We start from the raw sequence: 18,453 nt of genomic DNA, 5'->3' as shown, positions 1-18,453 counted from the left end.
GCCCCGGCGGGGGCGGATTCCCCGATGCTAGACGATCGGCGGACGCCCGGCGAACGCCATCCGGAGCACCGTGCGGGCCGAGAGGACGCGCCGGCCGCCCGGATCCGAGCGCCATCCCTCCCGCCAGCCGGCGAACCAGGCGCGCAGGGCGGCCGGGTCGCGACGCCAGCGGAGGCACTGGATCGCGGTCCAGGACCCCACGTAGACGAGCGCCAGAGGTGCGGCGAGGTTGCGGCGGGCGAGCCAGACGCGGTTGCGCGCGTTCAGCCGGTAGTAGTCGGCGTGACGGGTCGGCTGGATGACGGGGTGCTGGGCGACGAGCTCTCCCGCGTACCAGGCGGTGCGACCCGTGTCCCAGACCCGCCAGGCCAGCTCGATGCCCTCGTGGGCGTAGAAGAACGGAGCCGCCCAGCCGCCCGTCCGGGCGAACACGTCGCGCCGCAGCACGACCGCTCCCTCCCAGACCGAGAAGACGGGGCCGGAGCGGCGGGGGTCGCCCTTGAGGATCCGCGGGATCCAGCGCCGCGGGCTCGGCGTGCCGTCCGTGCTGTCGACGCGGGGCTGCACCAGGCCGATGCGGCGGTTCGAGACGAGCAGCGCGATCGCGTCGACGAGGAAGCGGGGGGACGGGATCCGGGCGTCGTCGTCGAGGAAGAAGAGGTACTCCCCCGCGACGGCGTCGACTCCGGCGTTCCGGCCCGCCGGGATGCCGAGGTTCTCGGGCAGCGCCAGGGCGCGCACTCCCTCGGGCAGGCCGTCCGGCTCCCAGCCGTTGCCGACGCAGACGACGTCCAGCTCGACGCCCTCCTGCGCGAAGACGCTGGCCAGCCCCGCGGCGAGGTCGTCGGGCCGGGTCCCCTGCGTCAGGACGACGACGCCGACCCGCGGCTCAGGAGCGGACACGCTTGGACGCCATGATCGCGACGAAGTGGCCGACCAGGGCGAGGAGGGCGAGCGGCAGCAGCGCCCCGACGAGGACCCGGTCGGCCGTGCCCGCTCCGACGACGAGGCCCACGAGGGCGGTCGCGAAGGCCAGCATCGTCAGCTCGACGGAGTGGTAGAGGCGGTGGAAGGGCAGGAAGCGGGCCGCGCGGCGAAGCCCCGCCAGCCCGGACGAGGACGGCACCGCCTCGCCCTTCGTGTCGGCCAGCTTCGTGAGACCGGCGTTCGCGCGCGCCACGTGCACCATGTCGTTGAGCGCCTTGTTGAGGACGATCACCAGGGCCAGGGCGAAGCCGATCGTGGTCCAGAGGAAGTCCGCCGGCGCCTCGAACGGGACGCCCGCCGCTCGCAGCCCGAGCGCGATCGGGATCAGCGCCTCGGTCGTGTAGTGCCCGACCTTGTCGAGGAACACGCCCGCCGGCGAGGACGTGCGGCGCCAGCGCGCGACCTCGCCGTCGCAGCAGTCCACCAGCATCTGCAGCTGGCCGAGGAGCAGCGCCAGCGCCGCTCCGGCGATCCCCGGGATCAGGAGGGCTGCCGCCGCGCTCCAGCCGACCAGGATCATCAGCCCGGTGACGCCGTTCGCCGAGATCGAGGTCTTCAGCAGCAGCCAGGTCAGGTAGGGCGAGAAGCGGCGCAGGTAGAGCGACGCCGTCCAGTGCTCGGCGTTGCGGCGGCCGCGCACCTCCGGGGGCTGCGCGACGGCGCGCAGCTCGGCGATGGAGCGGGGTCTCGTCGTCGTGGTCATGCGCCCCTCGGCGAGTCGGACCGCGGCTGGTGGCGGTGGGCGGAGATGTTGCTGGTCAGCCCGGCGAAGCCGAGCACGAAGCCGGTCCCCCAGGCCACGTGGACCGCCGGGATGACCACGGCGAACCACAGCATCGCACGCGCGCCGTCCGGCCGCGCGACCACGAGAGTGGCCGCCGCCACCAGGAGGAGGTAGGCGGCGGGCACCGCGAACCCCAGCAGGAGCCAGGGCGCGGCTCCGGCGAGCGCCTGGACGACTCCCGCCAGCCCGACGAGCAGCCCGATCGCGAGCATCGCGACGAGCACGGGCGGAGCGAAGTAGCGCAGCGACCGCGAGGCCGGGAACATCCGGGTGAGCTCGCCCCGCCACATCCCGGTCGAGAGGAACTGCCGGAGCAGCGCGCGCATCGAGGGCCGCGGCCGGTAGGTGACGGTGAGGCGCGGAGTGAACCAGACGACCTCGCCGCGCTCGCGCAGCCGCCGGTTCAGCTCCCAGTCCTGCCCGCGCTTGAAGCGCTCGTCGAACAGGCCGGCGCGCTCGAGGGCGGAGCGGCGGAAGACGCCGAGGTACACCGTGTCGGCCGGGCCCTCCTCGCCTCCCACGTGGTGGGGCGTGCCGCCCAGCCCGATGCGGGAGCCGTAGGCCCGGGCGACCGCGCGCTGGAACGGGGTGAGGCCCTCCGCCGCCATCACTCCGCCGACGTTCGCCGCTCCGGAGCGCTGCAGCGCCTCGACCGCCGTGCGCGCGTACTCGGGCGGCAGAACGGAGTGCGCGTCGACCCGGACGACGACCGGGTGGCGCGAGGCGCGGATCGCGGCGTTGAGGCCCGCAGGAGTGGAGCCGACCTCGTTCGGCACGACGCGGATCCGCGGGTCGGCCGCGCTCAGCTCGGCGACGAGCTGCTCCGTGCCGTCGATGCTCGGGGCGACGGCGAGGACGACGTCGAAGGGGCCGGTGTAGTCCTGGTGCAGCAGCGAGTCGACCGCGGCGCGCACGTGGGCGACCTCGTTGAGGACGGGCATGACGTAGGAGACGCCGGGCAGGTCGGAGAGGTCGTCTTCCGGGATCTCGTGCTGCATGGGTCCAGTTCGTGCGGGAGGAGCGCGGGCGCAGGGATCCACCACCCTACCAGCGGGGAGCGCCGCGCCCCGGGCCGGGCCCGGACGCGGAAAAGCCCCCCGGGGACGGATCCTCGAGGGGCTCTGCGCGGCGGCGGAGCACAGCCCCCCGGGGACGGATCCTCGAGGGGCTGTGCGCGGCGGCGGCGGGTCAGCCGGCGGCCATCTGGCCGAGCGTCGCCTTCGCCTGGTAGCTCTGGCCGTTGCGGACGTAGGTCAGCTCGACCGCGGCGTTCGCGGCCTGCGCGCGGACCTGCGCGGTGAGGTCGGACGCGCTCGTGATCGGAGTGCTGTCGATCGCGGTGATGATGTCGCCCTTGGCGAGACCGGCCGCCTGCGCGGCACCGCCTCCGGAGACCTCCTCGATGCGGGCGCCGAGGACGTCCGCGGTCGAGTCGGAGACGCTCGCGCCGAGCAGGCCGTGCGAGGCGGAGCCGTTCGCGATGATCTCCTTCGCGATGCGCTCGGCGATCGCGCTGGGGATCGCGAAGCCGACTCCGATGTTGCCGGACTGGCCGCTCGAGGAGGACTGGCCGGCGCTCGCGATCGCGACGTTCACGCCGATCAGCTCGCCGTCGCTGTCGAGCAGCGCGCCGCCGGAGTTGCCCGGGTTGATCGCCGCGTCGGTCTGGATGACGGGCAGCGAGATGGTGCTCTTCGCCTGGGTCGGCGCCTGCTGGCCCGGGATGTCGAAGTTGAACGGGCTCTCGGTGCCGCCGCTCGAGCTGTCGCCCGAGTCGTCCGGAGCCGCCGAGGAGGCGACCTGGATGCTGCGGTTGAGCGCGCTGACGATGCCGTCGGTCACGGTGCCGGAGAGGCCGAGCGGGGCGCCGATGGCGACCGCCGTGTCGCCCACGTTGATCTTGGTGGAGTCCGCGAACGTCATCGGGCTGAGGTCGGTCGCGCCGGTCAGCTTGATGACGGCGAGGTCGAGGGTCGGGTCGGTGCCGACGACGGTCGCGTCGAAGATCCGGCCGTCGCTGGTGGTGACCGAGACGGTGCCGTTCGCGATCTCGCCGTCGAGGGTGACCACGTGGGTGTTGGTCAGGACGTAGCCGTCCTTCGAGAGCACGATGCCGGATCCGGTGCCGGCGGACGAGCTGCCGCTCACCGCGATGGTGACGACGCTCGGAGTGGCCTTGGCGGCGACCGCGGTGGCGGTCGTGGCGTCCTCGGCGTTGTTGACCGTGATCGTCTGCGAGCCGCCGGCGGAGACCACGCGGGTCCCGCCGCCGTTGGAGGCGGACCAGAGGCCGAACACGCCGGCTCCCGCGACTCCGCCCACGACCGCGCCGATGGCGAGCGCCGCGACGACGCCCACTCCGGCTCGGCGCTTCGTGGCGGTGGGGGCGGGGGTGTACTCGGCGCCCGGGCCGAAGGGGCTCGAGGAGGGCGGCTCCTCGGAGCCGTGCAGCGTGTTCGCGGCGGGCGGCGCGTACTGCCCGTAGCGGGCGGGCTGGGAGACGGGCTGCGCCTCGTTGCCGGCCGTCGCGTTCGGCGTGTACGGCGGCTGGGGGGCCGAGGAGGAGGGGTAGGGGACGGTCGGGCTCTCGCTCTCGCGGTGCGCTCCGCCCCGATGGATCGGCTCGGTGGGCCCGGTGGTCGAGGACGACGCTCCGGAGCTCTCGCCGGGGGTGCGCTCGGTCGCCTCTCGGGCGCCGGACTCCGTCGGCGTGGTGGGTTCCTCCGGCTGACGAGGACCCTCGTGACTCTCGGTCATGGGTGCTGCTCCTTCCAAGCGGGAATAGCTTGGCGATCGTACCTGGGGGTTTCTTATGACGGGCCTGCGAGCGGGAAATGAAACCGGCCGGACTGCTCGAGCGGGCACACTGGGCACGTGAGCATTCCCGGATCCTGGTCCCGCGCCGCGGCGGGCGCCGGCCTCCTCGGCCCCGGCGGCGAGGTCGCCGCCACCGTCTTCAGCGAGATGAGCGCGCTCGCCCTGCGCACCGGAGCGGTGAACCTCGGCCAGGGCTTCCCGGACGAGGACGGCCCGCGCGAGATCCTCGACGCCGCGCGCGACGCCATCGCGTCCGGGCTCAACCAGTACCCGCCGGGTCCCGGCTTCCCCGTCCTGCGCGAGGCGATCGCCGCGCACCGGCTGCGCTTCTCCGGGATCGCCCTCGACCCCGACGGCGAGGTCCTCGTCACCACGGGCGCCACCGAGGCCCTGGCCGCGGCTCTGCTGGGCCTGCTCGAGCCGGGCGACGAGGTCGTCACCTTCACGCCCCACTACGACGCCTACGGAGCCCTGATCGCCCTGGCAGGAGGGGTGCACCGCACCGTGCTCCTGCGCGGCCCCTCCTTCGCGGTCGACCACGACGAGCTGACCGCCGCGGTGAGCGACCGCACGCGCGTCATCCTGGTGAACGACCCGCACAACCCGACCGGTGCCGTCCTCCCGGCCGAGACCCGCGAGCTGATCGTGCGGCTCGCCGAGCGGCACGACGCCGTGATCCTGACGGACGAGGTCTACGAGCACCTGCGCTTCGACACTCCGCACGTCCCGCTGGCCTCCCTTCCCGGAGCCTTCGAGCGGACGCTCTCCGTCTCCTCGGCGGGCAAGACCTTCAGCACCACGGGCTGGAAGATCGGCTGGGTGACGGGCCCGCGCGAGCTGATCACGGCCGTCCTCGCCGTGAAGCAGTTCCTCACCTACGTCAGCGGCTCGCCGTTCCAGGGGGCCGTCGCCCTCGGGCTCGGGCTCCCGGACGCCTTCTTCACCGGCGCGGCGCAGACTCTTGCGGCCAAGAAGGACCTGCTGTCGGCGGGCCTGGCTGCTGCGGGCTTCGGCGTCGCGCCCTCCTCGGGCGGCTACTTCGTCGTCGCGGACGCGGCACCGCTCGGCTACGACGACGGGGTCGCGCTCTGCCGGGCGCTCCCGGATCTCGCGGGAGTGGTGGCGGTGCCCGTGTCGGCGTTCTGCCGCCCCGAGGACGCCGCTCCCTACCGCTCGCTCGTCCGCTTCGCCTTCTGCAAGCGGTTCGAGGTGCTGGAGACCGCGGTCGCGGGCCTCGCCCGCATGGCGCGCTGAGGAGCCGGCCTCAGCGGATTCGGTCGGATGCCCGGCGCCGTCGGGCCGGGGGCGGCGGTCAGAGCGGCAGCACCCGGAAGCGCCGCAGCGCCAGAGCGGGGTTCTTCGCGCGCGCCGCGTCGATCCGCTCGCGCGAGACCCAGGCGACGGCGACATCCTCGACCTCGCCGAGGGTGACGGTCTCGACGCCCATCGGATCGACGATCATGCTCGTGCCGACCCCGATCGGCGGGGTCTGGTCGGCTGCGAGGAGGTACACCGTGTTCTCGAGCGCGCGGGCGGTGACCAGCGTCCGCCAGTGCGCCTCCTTGAGCGGGCCGCGCACCCACTCGGCCGGTGCCGCGATGACGTCGACCCCGGCGTCGACCAGCCAGCGGCTGACCTCCGGGAAGCGCAGGTCGTAGCAGGTCTGCAGCCCGACGACGAGGCCGCCGACCTCGAACGTCTCGGGTGCGGCGATCTCCCCCGCGGCGACCCACTCCGACTCGGTCTGGCCGAAGGCGTCGTACAGGTGCAGCTTGCGGTAGCGGGCCACGAGCGCGCCCTCGGGGTCGAGCGCGACGAGCGTGTTCGCGATGCGGCGCCCGTCCACCGCCTCGACCATGCCCGCCACGAGGTGGATCCGGAGCTCGCGCGCGAGCGCCGCGAGAGCCGTGACGAACGGGCCGTCGAGCGCCTCGCCCGCCGCGACCAGCTCGGGCCCGAGCGGATCGGTGAAGGCGGAGCTGTACTCCGGCAGCACCACCATGCTCGCGCCGCGCTCGGCGGCGATCCGGGCCAGGCGCCCGATCGTCGCGATGTTCGCCTCCCGGTCCGTCGAGGGGGCGAACTGCGCCACGGCCATGCCGACGGCGCCGGTCATCAGCTCGGCGGGTAGAGGAAGAGGGCGACCTGGGAGGCCGGGATGGTGCGCTTGTGGTACGCGTGGTCGTTGCCCCAGTTGTACTCCTCGAGCGAGACCGTGCCGTCGGAGTTGACGGCCTGCACGTAGGCGACGTGGTTGCCGGTGAACCAGGCGACCGCGCCGGGGACGGGCGTGCTGCTGGTCACCCAGCCGTGGGAGGCCCACTGGCCGGCCCACGCGTAGGCGCTGCCCCCGCCCGGGGTCATGTTGCCCCAGGTCCACTTGAAGGGTGCGCTCGTCGAGCCCTGGTCGCGGTTGATCCGCCAGGCGACGAAGTCGACGCACTCGCGGTAGTAGTACCGCAGCGGCGAGAGGCCGCCGCCCTGGTCGTCGGTGAGCTGGTCGCGCCAGGGGTAGTCGTCGCCCTCCTCGCGGGGCGTGACCGAGGTGCTGGTGCCGCCGCTGCCTGCGGCGGCGCCGTCCGCGCCGGTCGTGCCTGCCGCGGCCTGCGCCTCCTGGGCGAGGCGGGCGGTCTCGGCGTCGCGGGCGGCCTGCTCGGCGGCGGCGAGCGCACGCGCCTGGGCGGCCGCCTCATCGAGCTGGGCCTGGGTCGGTGCGGTGAAGGAGTCGCGGATGACCTGCTCCTGGACCGCGGTCGGCGCGACGGTGAGCTTCTGGTTGCCGAGCGCCTGCACGCGGGCGGCGGCCTCGACGGCGGCCTGCGAATCGGGTGCCGGGTCGAAGGAGTAGGCGGGGAGTGCGGAGACCGCCACGAGGCCCGCGATGGCGGCGAGGGCGACCGTGCTGACGGTCGCGCGGAAGACACGGCCCCGGCGGCGCCGCACGGGGCGGACGGGCGTGAGGACCGGAGTGGCGACGCGTGCCGCGGGCAGCGCGTGCGGCGCCTGCCGCGGGCTCCGCCGGGTCGGGCGGTCGCCGAGCCCCTCGTTCGAGCCGTCGTCCCCGCGTTCGTCCCTCACAGCAGCACCCCTCGCATCGGGGTCGAGCATAACGTGCGGGCCGGTCCGGCACACGCGTCGGCGCGGAGCGTCGGGAGGCCGGTCCGCGGATGCGGGTCGCGCGAGACCGGCTGGCGGTCGGCGGCGCCGCGGGCGGGTCCGACGGTGACGCGGACGGGCGACCGGAGTAGCGTCCGGAGCGGAGCGGGCGCGACGGTGCGGCCGTGGGACGGAGGACGGCGATGATCCGGAGCGAGAGGGCCTTCAGCGGCTTCAGCGTGGACGACGTGGAGGCGGCGCGGGCCTTCTACGGCGGAGTGCTCGGGCTCGAGGTCGAGCTGAACGCGATGGGGATCCTCGACATCCGGCTGCCGGGCGGAGGCCGCGCGATCGCGTACCCGAAGCCGGACCACGAGCCGGCGTCGTTCACGATCCTGAACTTCTCGGTGGAGGACGTCGACGCGGCGGTCGCCGAGCTGCACGCGGCAGGCGTCACCACGGCGATCTACGACGACCCGTCGCTGCCGACCGATGCGGACGGAGTGATGCGCGGCCACGGGCCGACGATCTGCTGGTTCCGCGATCCGGCGGGCAACGTGCTGAGCGTGATCGAGGGCGACTGAGGTCTCGGCCCGCGCACTGTCAGCCGCGGGCAGCACGTCCGCGACCCGCGTTAACGACGAAAGCCGGCCCTTCTCAGGACCGGCTTTCGCTTTCTTGTTGCGGGGGCAGGATTTGAACCTACGACCTCTGGGTTATGAGCCCAGCGAGCTACCGAACTGCTCCACCCCGCGGCACAAGAAGAGACATTACACGCGTTCCGGCGCCGGTGCAAATCGACGCGGCGGTGGGAGCGGGCTCCGGTCTCAGGCGGGCTTGGCGGCGCGCAGCACGGCGCTCCCGTCCACGCTCAGCCCGACCGCCGTCAGGGCGGCTGCGAGCTCGGACGAGGTGCGCGACCAGGTGCGGACGTCGGCGTCGACGGGAGCGGACGACGACGGGGCGACGAGCACCGCGCCGCCGGGGGCGACGAACCACTCCACCAGCCGCGCCCACTCCTCCATGTCGGGGAGCCACGAGACGACGCCGGCGCTGCAGAGCACGACGTCGAACGAGTCGGGCTCCGGCAGCATGTGCCGCAGCTCGTAGAGGTTCGCGCAGACGAAGCGGGCGGAGCCGGCGAGGTCCCTGTCCGCGGCGGCGGCGCGTGCTCGGCGCACCGCGGGCATCGAGAAGTCGACGCCCACCACGCGGGCGCCGCGCTCGGCGAGCTCGAGCGCGTCGAGCCCGTCGCCCGAGCCGAGCTGGAGGATCCTCGGCCCGGGGTCGAGGAGCACCGCGGTGACAAGATCCGGGTGGAGCGCACCCTCGCCGGTGCGCTCCTCCCAGTACGTGCGATTCAGCTCGAGCCACTCCCCCGAGCGGAGGTGCTCGCCGCGGTCGACCTGCACCATGCGGGCTACTGGCCGCCCTCGGCCTGCAGCGCCCGCGAGAGCGCCTCGGTCAGCTGCTCGTCCGCCGCCGCGAAGGCGGTGAGGTCGCCCGCCTTGAGGGCGTTCTCGCGAGCCGTGAGTGCGTCCCGCGCGTCGTTCAGCGCCTGCTGCAGCGCCGTCTGGTCGCCCGTGGCCGGCGTGGAGCCGGTGCCGCCGGTCGTGCCGCCCGCGTCGCCTCCGGTGTCGCCGCCCGAGGTGCCGGTGCCGGCGTCCGGAGTCGTCGGCGTGCCGGTGTCGCCCGCGTCGGCTCCCGAGTCGCCGCCGAAGAGGCTGTCGAGGGCCGCGTCGAGGGTGTCCTCGAAGGCGATGTCGTCACCGAACGCGACCAGCACCTTCTGCAGGAGCGGGAAGCTCGTGTCTCCGTTGGAGCGCACGTAGATCGGCTGGACGTAGAGCAGGCCGCCGCCGACCGGCAGCGTGAGCAGGTTGCCCCTCGTGACGGTGGTGTCGCCGCGGGAGAGGATGTTCAGCTCGTTCGCGACCGTCGGGTCGGTGGTGAACGCGTTCTGCACCTGGCCGGGGCCGGGCACCGTGTCGTCCTTCGGCAGCTCGAGCAGGCGGAGCGTGCCGTAGCCGTCGGCCACGGAGCCCGCCGTCGAGCCGGCGTCGGAGTCGGCCACGAGGTAGCCGGTCAGCACGTTGCGGCTGGCCTGCGCGCCCTGGACGCTCGCCGGGATGTACGTCGAGTAGAGCGAGTACGACGGCACGTCCTGATCCGGCGTCTGCAGCGTCAGGTAGTACGGAGGCTGCAGGCTGGTGCCGGTCGCGGCGGCCGTGGTCGCGGCTCCGCTCGTCGGGTCGTTCGGCGTCGCCCAGGCGTCCTCGCGGGAGTAGAAGGAGCCCGCGTCGGTGACGTGGTAGGTGCCGAGGACCGCGCGCTGGACCTTGAAGAGGTCCTCCGGGTACCGGACGTGGCTGAGCAGCTCGCCCGACATGTCGCTCACGGGCTTCACCGTGGTCGGGAAGATCTTCTGCCAGGTCTGCAGGATCGGGTCCTCGGTGTCCCACGCGTAGAGCGTGACGCTGCCGTCGTACGCGTCGACGGTCGCCTTCACCGAGTTGCGGATGTAGTTGACGTCGTCGGTCGGGAACTGCTGCTGCGTGTTCGTGTCGGCGATCGCCTGCGAGAGGCTCTGCACCTCCGAGTACGGGTAGTCGGCCGAGGTGGTGTACCCGTCGACGACCCACTTCACGCGGCCGTCGACGACGGTCGGGTAGGCGTCGGAGTCGAGCTTGAGGTACGGCGCGACCTTCTGGACGCGCTGCACGGGATCGCGGTCGTAGAGGATCTGCGAGTCGTCGTTCACGCCGTCCGAGAGGAAGATCTGCTCGGACTGGAACTTGATCGCGTAGACGAGCTTCTTGAAGACGTTGTCGAGAGCGGGGCCGCCCTCGCCGTCGAAGGTCGTGTAGGTCTGCTGCGCGCCGTCGGTGCCCGAGGGGTAGTCGAGCTCGATGTCGCGCGAGTCGTTGCCGCCCACGATCGAGTACGGCGGGGAGTTCTCGCCGAAGTAGATCCGCGGCTCGTAGTCGCCGAGGTCGCCCGTCGTCGGGACGCCGGACTCGATGAACACCGGCTCGCCGTCGGCCGAGCGCTGGTTGCCGTACGCGGCGACCAGGCCGTAGCCGTGGGTGTAGACCAGCGTCTGGTTGTACCAGGTCTGGTTGGTGCCGAGGCCGTTGAGGTTCAGCTCGCGGACGCCGACCACGGCGTCCTGCGTCGATCCGTCGATGGAGTAGCGGTCGACGTCGAGCGCGTTCTGGGTGTCGCCGAACTTGTAGTACTGGCGGAACTGCTGCAGCTGCGAGAACGCGTCGGTGACGACGGCGGGGTCGAGGATGCGGATGTTCGCGGTGGTCTCGGCGTCCGAGCGCAGGGCGCCCGGCTCCGCGTCGGTGGTCGCCTCGTAGGGGATGACGTCGACGTCGCTGACGCCGTAGGCCTGGCGCGTCATGTCGATGTTGTTCTGGATGAAGGGCTGCTCGAGCGTGCGCTCGTTGGGCTCGACCTGGAACTTCTGCACGATCCACGGGTAGAGGGAGCCGACGAGCAGGCTCGACACGATCAGCAGCGCGGTGCCGATGACCGGGAAGCGCCAGCGGCCGATGAAGGCGGTGACGACGAAGAGGATCGCGACCAGCGCCGCGATGCCGGCCAGGATCTGCAGGCCCGGGATCGTCGCGTTGACGGTGGAGTAGGTGGCGCCGGTGATGCGGGGCCCCTGCTGCGCGAGCGTCGCGTACTGGTCGAGCCAGAGGCTGACCGCCTGCACGGCGAGGTAGAGGGCGGCGATGACCGCCAGCTGGATGCGCGAGGCCTTCGAGATGCGGATCTCGCGGCCGTTCACCCGGATCGCTCCGTAGAGGTAGCCGGTGGCGAGGGTCGCGAACGCCGAGATCAGCAGGACCGCCGACGCGAAGCCGACGATGCTCTGGTAGAAGGGCAGCTCGAAGAGGTAGAACGACGTGTCGAGGCCGAACTGCGGATCCGTGGTGCCCGAGGGCGTGCGGTTCCAGAAGGTGAGGCTCGTCTGCCAGCGGGTGGCGGAGGAGACGCCGGCGAAGAGGCCGAGCACCGCGGGGATCCCGAAGGTGGCCAGGCGCCGCAGCGGCTCCACGACCTGCTGGTAGCGGTCGATCTGCGAGTTGAGCTTCGCGTAGACCGGCCGGAGGCGGTACGCCAGCATCAGGCTGATGAACACCGGCACCGCCATGGCGACGAAGCCGATGACGAAGAGACCGCCCGCCGCCGCCCACTGCGTCGTGAGCACGGAGAGGAAGCCGAGCTGGTCGTACCAGAGGATGTCGGTGTACAGACCGGCGAAGACGAAGAACGCCACCACCAGGACGGCCACCACCACGACAGTGACGGCGAGGACGCTCCGTCTCTTCCGCGGCGGGGTTACGGTTGCTGTGGAACTCACGTGAGGGCCTCTTGCTGTCGAGATGTGAGGGGAGGCCACCCATGCTATGCGACGGCTGTCCGGCTCACCTGGGCGTCGACCCGGGGTCGGCGGGCGGGATCAGTCGAGGGGAGCGGCGGTGCTGCAGTCCGGCAGCCCGGAGGTGTCGCCCGCGGCGATGCCCTTCAGTGCGGCGAGGGCGTCGTCGAGGGTCGAGACCGCGAGCACGTCGAGCCCGTCGGGGACGTGGCCGACGACCTCGTTGCAGTTGGTCGCGGGGGCGAGGAAGTACTCGGCTCCGGCGCCCTCCGCCCCGTAGAGCTTCTGGCGGATCCCGCCGATGGCGCCGACCTCGCCGGCCGCGTCGATCGTGCCGGTCCCGGCGACGCTCCGCCCCCCGTTGAGCTCGCCCTCGGTGAGCTTGTCGATGATCCCGAGGGCGAACATCATGCCCGCGCTCGGCCCGCCCACGTCGTCCAGCTGGATGTCGACCTCGAACGGGAAGTCGAAGGCCGCTCCGGGGAGGACGCCGATGACGGCGGCGCCGTTCGAGTCGCGCGGCGTGACCTCCACCTCCTGCCGGACGCCCTCGCGCTCGATGCTGACCTGCACCGGGGAGCCGGTGCCGAGGGTCTGCAGGGTCGCGCGCAGGGCGGTCGCGTCGGCGACCGGGGTGCCCGCGACCGCGAGGATCTCGTCCCCCGCCTCCAGGACGCCCTCGGCCGGGGAGCCCTCGGGCACCTGCACGACCGAGACGCGCTGCTCGACGGGGTAGCCGAGCTCGGTGAGCGCGGCGGCGATCGCCTCCTGCTGGGAGTCGGTCATCTCGGCCTGGTTCGCCTCGTCGCGCTCCTCGACCGTGGAGGAGGGAGGGAAGATCGCGTCGACCGGGACGACCGCCTTGGTCCTGTCGAACCAGGCGCTCGCGACCTCGACCCAGGTGGGCAGGCTCTGCGGGTTGCCGACGACCGACACGGTGAGCATGTCGAGCGTGCCGGCCGTGGGGTAGGTGGTGCGGTCCGGGATCGAGATGAGGGGCACGTCCTTGCTGCGGCCCAGGGTGTCGAACACGGGGCCGGGCTGCTCGATCACGTAGGGGGCGGGCGCGACGCCCAGACCGACCACGACGGCGACACCCGAGAGGAGGACGACCGGTCCGACCCACGGGCGGCGCGGGGAGGAGGAGGGGCGCGGGTCGTCGGAGAACAGCGACACGGGGGCCTTTCTGGCAACGGGTGGAGCGGCTCCGCCGGGATGTTCGCGGCGGGCGGAAGCGGGCTGGGCCCGAGCGGTGCTCTGCACGCCGAGGCCCCGGGCGCTCGGGCTAACGTAGCTTGCACGACTGGGAGTCGCGCCGGAACCGGCGCCCCGTGCAGGGCCGCGGAGGCGGTGCGGCGACCGGATTCACGTGAGCGACGGAGGGCTGATCCCGATGGCCGATGGCGACAGTGCGGACCGAGCGGGCGGCGGCTCCGAGGACGAGTTCCGGGAGATGCTGCGGCAGTTCCTCTCGGGGAACGGCCCGGTCGACCCCTCGCAGCTCGCCGGAGCGGCGGGACTGCCGAACGACCCGGTGGCCCTGCAGAACCTGCTCTCGCAGCTGCAGAGCGCGATGCAGCAGAACGGCGACGGCGGCGTCAACTGGACGCTCTCGCTCGAGCAGGCGAAGCAGCTCGCGCGCGCCGAGTCCGCGCCGGTGTCCGACTCCGTGCGGGCTCCGATCGACGCGGCCTTCGGCGTCGCCGCGCTCTGGCTCGACGAGGTCGCGTACGTCTCCGAGCTGAGCCGCACACCGCGCTCGATCAGCCGCCTCGAGTGGATCTCCCTGACGATGCCGGTCTGGACCCAGCTCGCCGAGCCGGTGGCGCTGAGCATCTCGGACGCGCTGACCCGCGTGCTCCGCGAGCAGGCCCCGGAGGAGATGCAGGCGATGATCGCCGGTGCCGAGGGCATGATGCGCGGGATCGGCGGCACCCTGTTCGCCCTGCAGCTGGGCCAGGTCGTCGGGCAGCTCGCCGCCGAGGTCGTCTCGGGCGGCGACATCGGCATCCCGCTGCTGGAGGAGAACGACGCGGCGATCCTGCCGCAGAACGTCGCCGCGTTCGGCGAGGGCCTCGACATCCCGCTGGACCAGGTGCAGCTGTACCTGGCGGTCCGCGAGCTCGCGCACGCCCGCCTCTTCCGGCACGGCAAGTGGCTCCGTCTCGCCCTCATCTCGCAGATCACCGACTTCGCGCGCGGGATCAGCATCGACACCACCCGCCTCGAGGAGCTGGCCGAGGGCTTCGACCCGTCGAACCCCGAGGAGCTCCGCGACGCGATGACCTCCGGCGCGCTCATCCCGCCGAAGACGGAGGAGCAGCTCGCCGCGCACGGCCGCCTCGAGACCGTCCTCGCCCTCATCGAGGGGTGGGTCGACGTCGTCACCGCGGCGGCGACCACCCGCCTGCCCAGCGCCGGGGCGATCGCCGAGACGGTCCGCCGCCGCCGCGCCTCCGGCGGGCCGGCCGAATCCGCCTTCGCCACCCTCGTCGGCCTGGAGCTGCGCCCGCGCCGCCTCCGCGAGGCCGCCGCGATGTGGCAGGCCGTGACCGACGCCGTCGGGCCCGAGGCCCGCGACTCCCTCTGGTCGCACCCCGACCTGCTCCCCGGCTCGGAGGACCTGGACGACCCGAGCGCGCTCGTCGCCCGGCTCACGGCCGAGGCCCGCGGCGAGACCCCGGAGCCCGACGAGATGGACCGCGCGCTGGAGGACCTGCTGAACGGCACGATGCCGCGCGAGGGCGACGGCGCCTCCGGAGACGCCCCGGACACGACCGACGACGACGGCTCGCCGGACGACGACGACCGCGGCTCCTCCCCCACGGGCGACCGCCCCGTCTGACCCCCGTCCGGCGCCCGCCTGTGGACAACTCGCGCGGCGCCGGGCCGGTCTCGGCCATGATCGCCGGATGGTGCTCCGGCTCGATCCCCGACTCCCCCTGCTCTGGCGCTCAGCAACCGCGGTGCAGCTCGGCCTCGACCGGCCGCACGCGGTGCTGGACGGCGTCGGCTACCCGGAGGAGCTGCTGCTCGACGCCCTCCGCGTGGGCACCAGCGCCGGCACCGTCCGCCTGATCGCGGCGCGCGCCGGAGCGAGCGAGGCGCGGGTCGACGAGGTGCTCGAGGCGCTCCGGCCGGTCCTGCTGCGCAGCGTCGAGCCAGGCCCTCCCCCGGCACCGCGGGTCGTCGTCGAGGGGACGGGCGCGGCACCGGACGCACTGCGCACGCTGCTCCGGAGCGAGGGCTGCTCGTTGCTCGCCGACGACGGGACGCCGGACCTCGCCGTGCTGATCGCCGACTTCGCGGTCGCCCCCGCCCGCGCCGCGCACTGGCTCGCGGCCGATGTGCCGCACCTGGCGGTGGTGTTCGGCGACGAATCGGTGCGCCTCGGACCCCTGGTGGAGCCGGGGTCCGGACCGTGCCTGCACTGCGCCGAGCGGGACCGGATGGACCTCGACCCGGATCGCGCACGCCTCGTGATCCAGGTGCTCGGCCGCTCAGCCCCCACCCGCACGCCGCTCGCGAGCGCGGCGATCGCCGTGGCGGCCGCCGACGCCGTGCTGCGGCGGCTCCTCGCGGGCTGGCGAGGGCTCCGCGCGGCCGAGCGGGTCTACAGCGACGCCTCCGGAGCGTTCACCGTGCGGGAGCGGGAGCCGCACCCCGAGTGCGCGTGCCGAGCTCTTCGAGGAAGCGCGACGGCTCCCTCCGCGTGACGCGGCCGACCGTCGAGCGCGCCCACGAGAGGCGCAGGCGCCGGCGGGCCCGGGTGATGCCGACGTAGAGGAGGCGCCGCTCCTCGTCGATCGCCTCGAGGCCGGCGGCGTACGAGATCGGCAGCAGTCCCTCGGCGAGCCCCATCAGGTGCACCGACTCCCACTCGAGGCCCTTCGCCGAGTGCAGCGTGGCGAGGGTGACCGCGCCGCGGTCCGGCTCGTGGTGCACCTGCTGGCGTGCGGTCAGGTCGTCCGTGAACTGCCGGAAGGTCCATCCGGCAGGGGCCTCGTCGACGAGGCGGGCCAGCGTGTCCAGCGACTCCCACCGGTCGCGCACCGCACCGGGCGCCGACGGGGGCTCGGCGCTCCAGCCGAGCGAGCGGAGGACGTCGCTCACCGACTTGAACAGCGGCTCGCCGCTGATCGACACGGACGCCGCGCGCAGCTGCATCACGGCCTGCTTCACCTCGGGCAGGTCGAAGAAGCGCTTGCCGCCGCGCATGTGCGCGCTCACTCCACGCTCGTGCAGGGCGTGCTCGATGACCGCCGACTGGCTGTTGGTGCGGAAGAGGACCGCGATGTCGGAGGGGCGTACCCCCGCCTCGATGTCGGCCGCGACCCGCGCCGCGATCCCGCGCGCCTCCGCGATGTCGTCCGGGTAGGCGTCGATCGCGGGCTCCGGCGCCTCGGCGGCGGCGACGGCGTGGAGCGAGAGGGCGCCGGGCCTGCCCCGCATGAGGCGGTTCGCGGTCTGCACGATCGGCACGGCCGAGCGGTAGTTCTCCTCCAGGCGCACCACGGTGGCGGCCGGCCAGCGGGACGGGAAGTCGAGGAGGTAGTCGGCCCGCGCACCCGCGAAGGAGTAGATGGTCTGGCTGGCGTCGCCGACGACGCAGAGGTCGCTCCGGTCGCCGAGCCAGAGCTCCAGGAGCCGCTGCTGCAGCGGCGAGACGTCCTGGTACTCGTCGACGACGAAGAAGCGGTACTGCTCGCGCACCTGCATCGCCATCGCGGGCTCGGACTCGAGCATCCCGGCGGTCACGAGCAGGACGTCCTCGAAGTCGATCTGGCGGCGCTGGTCCTTCAGCCCCTCGTACTCGTCCACGAGCGCGACCGTCTGCTCCAGGGTGAGCCGTCCGGGCAGGGGGCGCGTGCGGGCGGCGACGGCGTACTGCTCGAGCGAGAGGGCGGACACCTTCCGCCACTCGATCTCGGCCGAGAGGTCGCGGAGCGTCGCCGTGTCGAGCTTCAGGCGGAGCCGCTCGGCCGCGTGCCCGAGCAGGCGGGCCTTGCCGTCGAGCAGCTGGGGCATCGTGCCCCCCACCAGCTGCGGCCAGAAGTAGCCGAGCTGCGAGAGGGCGGCGGCGTGGAAGGTGCGGGCCTGGACGCCCCCGGCGCCGAGCACCCGCAGGCGCGAGCGCAGCTCGGCCGCGGCGCGGCTCGTGAAGGTCAGGGCCATGACGCGACCGGGCGTGTAGACGCCGGTCGCCACTCCGTGCGCGATGCGGTGCGTGATCGTCCGGGTCTTGCCCGTGCCCGCTCCCGCGAGGACGCAGACCGGCCCCAGCAGCGCCTCCGCCGCCTCGCGCTGCCCCTCGTCGAGTCCGTCGAGCAGGGTCACGCGATCGGGCCGTTCTCCAGCTCGCCTCCGTACCAGTCCTCGATCATCGCGCGGGCGATGGACGAGCGGCCGGGCAGCAGCACGGACTCGAGCGAGTCGTGCAGCTGCTGACGGGTGAACCAGCGCAGCTCGACGATCTCCTCGCCGTCCGGGAGCAGATCCTCCGGGGACTGGTCCTCGGCGAGGCGGGCGATGAAGCCGACCATGAGGGAGGCGGGGAAGGGCCAGGGCTGCGAGCCGAGGTACTGCGGGTCGACGACGCGCATGCCCGACTCCTCGCCGATCTCGCGGATCACGGCGGCCTCGAGCGACTCGCCCGGCTCGACGAAGCCGGCGAGCAGGGAGAAGCGGCCGGTGCCCCACATCGCGTTCGAGCCGAGGAGGAGGCGGTCGTCCGCGTCGAGGACGCAGACGATGATCGCCGGATCCGTGCGCGGGAAGACCTGGCTGCCGTCGGTGGGCGAGCGGCGGACCCAGCCGCCCTGCTCGACGACGGTCGGGTCACCGTTGCGGGGCGAGTAGCCGTGCGAGGCGTGCCAGTTCGCGATGGCGAGAGCCTCGGTGAACAGGCCCGCGTCGCGGTCGCTCAGGCGCTCGGCGATCGGGCGCAGGCCGCTCCACCGCTCCTCGTCGGGCTCGAGCTCGGCGGCGGCCGCGTCGGTGAGGACGGTCGCGATGACGGGGGTTCCGACCGGCTCGCCGGGGGCCTCGGCGAGCGTGCGGCCGAGGTAGATCCGGAGGGTTCCGGCGGTCACGTCCTCGGGGCGGCGCAGGAGGAGGCGGTCGGCCTCGACCAGGGTCCGGTCGTGGTGCAGGACTAGCACGCGGGTGGCGGGATCGGCGAGCAGCTCGTCGAAGAGCGCGGGCCGCGAGCGTCCGACGCCGTCGCGGTCGGCCGCCTGTCGCGAGAGCGGGAGGCGATCGGCGAAGGGCAGTGACATCCGGGGCTCATTTCGTGACGGGGGCCGCGAGGACCGCTGTCGCGGGCCTTCGACGGCATCGGCGGGACAGCGCGTGGCGGCGGGCCGGCCGGGCA

At 73.3% G+C, this 18,453-nt stretch carries 15 protein-coding genes and 1 tRNA gene; 4 read left to right on the top strand and 12 right to left on the bottom strand.

The genetic code is table 11. The features are described 5' to 3' along the window. Positions 1 to 27: 27 nt before the first annotated feature. The 4 genes from C5D66_RS04535 to C5D66_RS04520 form a co-directional block, all read right to left on the bottom strand. A complete protein-coding gene (locus C5D66_RS04535) occupies positions 28 to 903 on the bottom strand; it encodes a glycosyltransferase family 2 protein (protein ID WP_104326797.1) in 876 nt (291 codons plus the stop codon). Next, positions 890 to 1,690, bottom strand: coding sequence for a CDP-alcohol phosphatidyltransferase family protein (locus tag C5D66_RS04530; RefSeq protein WP_104223579.1), 801 nt, complete (start codon positions 1,688 to 1,690; stop codon positions 890 to 892). The genes C5D66_RS04535 and C5D66_RS04530 overlap by 14 nt, the downstream gene beginning before the upstream one ends. Continuing rightward, a complete protein-coding gene (locus tag C5D66_RS04525; RefSeq protein ID WP_181027226.1) occupies positions 1,687 to 2,769 on the bottom strand; it encodes a glycosyltransferase family 2 protein in 1,083 nt (360 codons plus the stop codon). Before C5D66_RS04525 ends, C5D66_RS04530 begins: the two co-directional genes overlap by 4 nt. 190 nt (positions 2,770 to 2,959) lie before the next feature. Next, positions 2,960 to 4,528, bottom strand: a complete 1,569-nt coding sequence (locus tag C5D66_RS04520) for a S1C family serine protease (RefSeq protein WP_104256186.1) — start codon at positions 4,526 to 4,528, stop codon at positions 2,960 to 2,962. 117 nt (positions 4,529 to 4,645) lie between these two features. Here C5D66_RS04520 and C5D66_RS04515 point away from each other — a divergent pair, with 117 nt between their 5' ends. Continuing rightward, positions 4,646 to 5,842, top strand: coding sequence for an aminotransferase class I/II-fold pyridoxal phosphate-dependent enzyme (locus C5D66_RS04515; RefSeq protein ID WP_104256187.1), 1,197 nt, complete (start codon positions 4,646 to 4,648; stop codon positions 5,840 to 5,842). 58 nt (positions 5,843 to 5,900) lie between these two features. Here C5D66_RS04515 and C5D66_RS04510 read toward each other — a convergent pair whose 3' ends face one another. Both C5D66_RS04510 and C5D66_RS04505 read right to left on the bottom strand, forming a co-directional pair. Next, positions 5,901 to 6,704, bottom strand: a complete 804-nt coding sequence (locus C5D66_RS04510; RefSeq protein WP_104256188.1) for a carbon-nitrogen hydrolase family protein — start codon at positions 6,702 to 6,704, stop codon at positions 5,901 to 5,903. Further along, positions 6,704 to 7,666 (bottom strand): CHAP domain-containing protein, encoded by a 963-nt coding sequence (locus tag C5D66_RS04505; RefSeq protein ID WP_104262670.1) that lies wholly within the window; start codon positions 7,664 to 7,666, stop codon positions 6,704 to 6,706. Before C5D66_RS04505 ends, C5D66_RS04510 begins: the two co-directional genes overlap by 1 nt. Before the next feature lie 221 nt (positions 7,667 to 7,887). On the opposite strand from C5D66_RS04505, the gene C5D66_RS04500 reads away from it, so the two are divergent. Next, positions 7,888 to 8,268, top strand: coding sequence for a VOC family protein (locus C5D66_RS04500; RefSeq protein WP_104226951.1), 381 nt, complete (start codon positions 7,888 to 7,890; stop codon positions 8,266 to 8,268). Between the two features lie 97 nt (positions 8,269 to 8,365). Here the strand turns inward: C5D66_RS04500 and C5D66_RS04495 are convergent. From C5D66_RS04495 to C5D66_RS04480, 4 genes are all read right to left on the bottom strand, one after another. Then, positions 8,366 to 8,439: transfer RNA gene (locus C5D66_RS04495), tRNA-Met, on the bottom strand. Positions 8,440 to 8,511: 72 nt separating this feature from the next. Continuing rightward, positions 8,512 to 9,099: a bifunctional 2-polyprenyl-6-hydroxyphenol methylase/3-demethylubiquinol 3-O-methyltransferase UbiG gene (locus C5D66_RS04490; RefSeq protein ID WP_104256190.1), complete on the bottom strand. Its 588-nt coding sequence runs from the start codon at positions 9,097 to 9,099 to the stop codon at positions 8,512 to 8,514. A 5-nt stretch (positions 9,100 to 9,104) separates the two neighbouring features. Continuing rightward, the gene (locus tag C5D66_RS04485; RefSeq protein WP_258063834.1) at positions 9,105 to 12,062 is read right to left on the bottom strand and encodes a UPF0182 family protein; all 2,958 of its coding nucleotides are present in this window, start codon (positions 12,060 to 12,062) and stop codon (positions 9,105 to 9,107) included. A 99-nt stretch (positions 12,063 to 12,161) separates the two neighbouring features. Beyond that, entirely contained in the window at positions 12,162 to 13,256 is a 1,095-nt protein-coding gene (locus C5D66_RS04480; protein WP_104256191.1) for a PDZ domain-containing protein, read from the bottom strand. 217 nt (positions 13,257 to 13,473) lie between these two features. Between C5D66_RS04480 and C5D66_RS04475 the strand changes: the two genes are divergently transcribed. Together C5D66_RS04475 and C5D66_RS04470 are read left to right on the top strand one after the other, a co-directional pair. Further along, on the top strand, positions 13,474 to 14,925 hold the full coding sequence (locus C5D66_RS04475; protein WP_104247839.1) for a zinc-dependent metalloprotease: 1,452 nt from the start codon (positions 13,474 to 13,476) through the stop codon (positions 14,923 to 14,925). A 67-nt stretch (positions 14,926 to 14,992) separates the two neighbouring features. Continuing rightward, positions 14,993 to 15,796, top strand: a complete 804-nt coding sequence (locus tag C5D66_RS04470; RefSeq protein ID WP_104224835.1) for a hypothetical protein — start codon at positions 14,993 to 14,995, stop codon at positions 15,794 to 15,796. Here C5D66_RS04470 and C5D66_RS04465 read toward each other — a convergent pair. Together C5D66_RS04465 and nudC are read right to left on the bottom strand one after the other, a co-directional pair. Continuing rightward, positions 15,717 to 17,417: an ATP-dependent helicase gene (locus tag C5D66_RS04465; RefSeq protein ID WP_104326796.1), complete on the bottom strand. Its 1,701-nt coding sequence runs from the start codon at positions 17,415 to 17,417 to the stop codon at positions 15,717 to 15,719. The two genes, C5D66_RS04470 and C5D66_RS04465, sit on opposite strands and share 80 nt — an antisense overlap. After that, positions 17,414 to 18,358 (bottom strand): NAD(+) diphosphatase, encoded by a 945-nt coding sequence (gene nudC / locus C5D66_RS04460; protein ID WP_104262666.1) that lies wholly within the window; start codon positions 18,356 to 18,358, stop codon positions 17,414 to 17,416. Before nudC ends, C5D66_RS04465 begins: the two co-directional genes overlap by 4 nt. Positions 18,359 to 18,453 lie beyond the last annotated feature (95 nt).

It is taken from the genome of Rathayibacter sp. AY1B4, assembly GCF_002932815.1.
In the GTDB taxonomy this organism is placed as follows: domain Bacteria; phylum Actinomycetota; class Actinomycetes; order Actinomycetales; family Microbacteriaceae; genus Rathayibacter.
The sequence above is the reverse complement of the archived record's forward strand: the minus strand, read 5'-3'. Positions and strand labels throughout refer to the sequence as shown.

Excerpts from the sequence above, each read along its gene's own strand:
- C5D66_RS04530 (WP_104223579.1), bottom strand. The coding sequence starts at position 1,690 with ATGACCACGACGACGAGACCCCGCTCCATCGCCGAGCTGCGCGCCGTC.
- C5D66_RS04525 (WP_181027226.1), bottom strand. The coding sequence starts at position 2,769 with ATGCAGCACGAGATCCCGGAAGACGACCTCTCCGACCTGCCCGGCGTC.
- C5D66_RS04520 (WP_104256186.1), bottom strand. The coding sequence starts at position 4,528 with ATGACCGAGAGTCACGAGGGTCCTCGTCAGCCGGAGGAACCCACCACG.
- C5D66_RS04510 (WP_104256188.1), bottom strand. The coding sequence starts at position 6,704 with ATGACCGGCGCCGTCGGCATGGCCGTGGCGCAGTTCGCCCCCTCGACG.
- C5D66_RS04500 (WP_104226951.1), top strand. The coding sequence starts at position 7,888 with ATGATCCGGAGCGAGAGGGCCTTCAGCGGCTTCAGCGTGGACGACGTG.
- C5D66_RS04490 (WP_104256190.1), bottom strand. The coding sequence starts at position 9,099 with ATGGTGCAGGTCGACCGCGGCGAGCACCTCCGCTCGGGGGAGTGGCTC.
- C5D66_RS04475 (WP_104247839.1), top strand. The coding sequence starts at position 13,474 with ATGGCCGATGGCGACAGTGCGGACCGAGCGGGCGGCGGCTCCGAGGAC.
- C5D66_RS04470 (WP_104224835.1), top strand. The coding sequence starts at position 14,993 with ATGGTGCTCCGGCTCGATCCCCGACTCCCCCTGCTCTGGCGCTCAGCA.
- nudC (WP_104262666.1), bottom strand. The coding sequence starts at position 18,358 with ATGTCACTGCCCTTCGCCGATCGCCTCCCGCTCTCGCGACAGGCGGCC.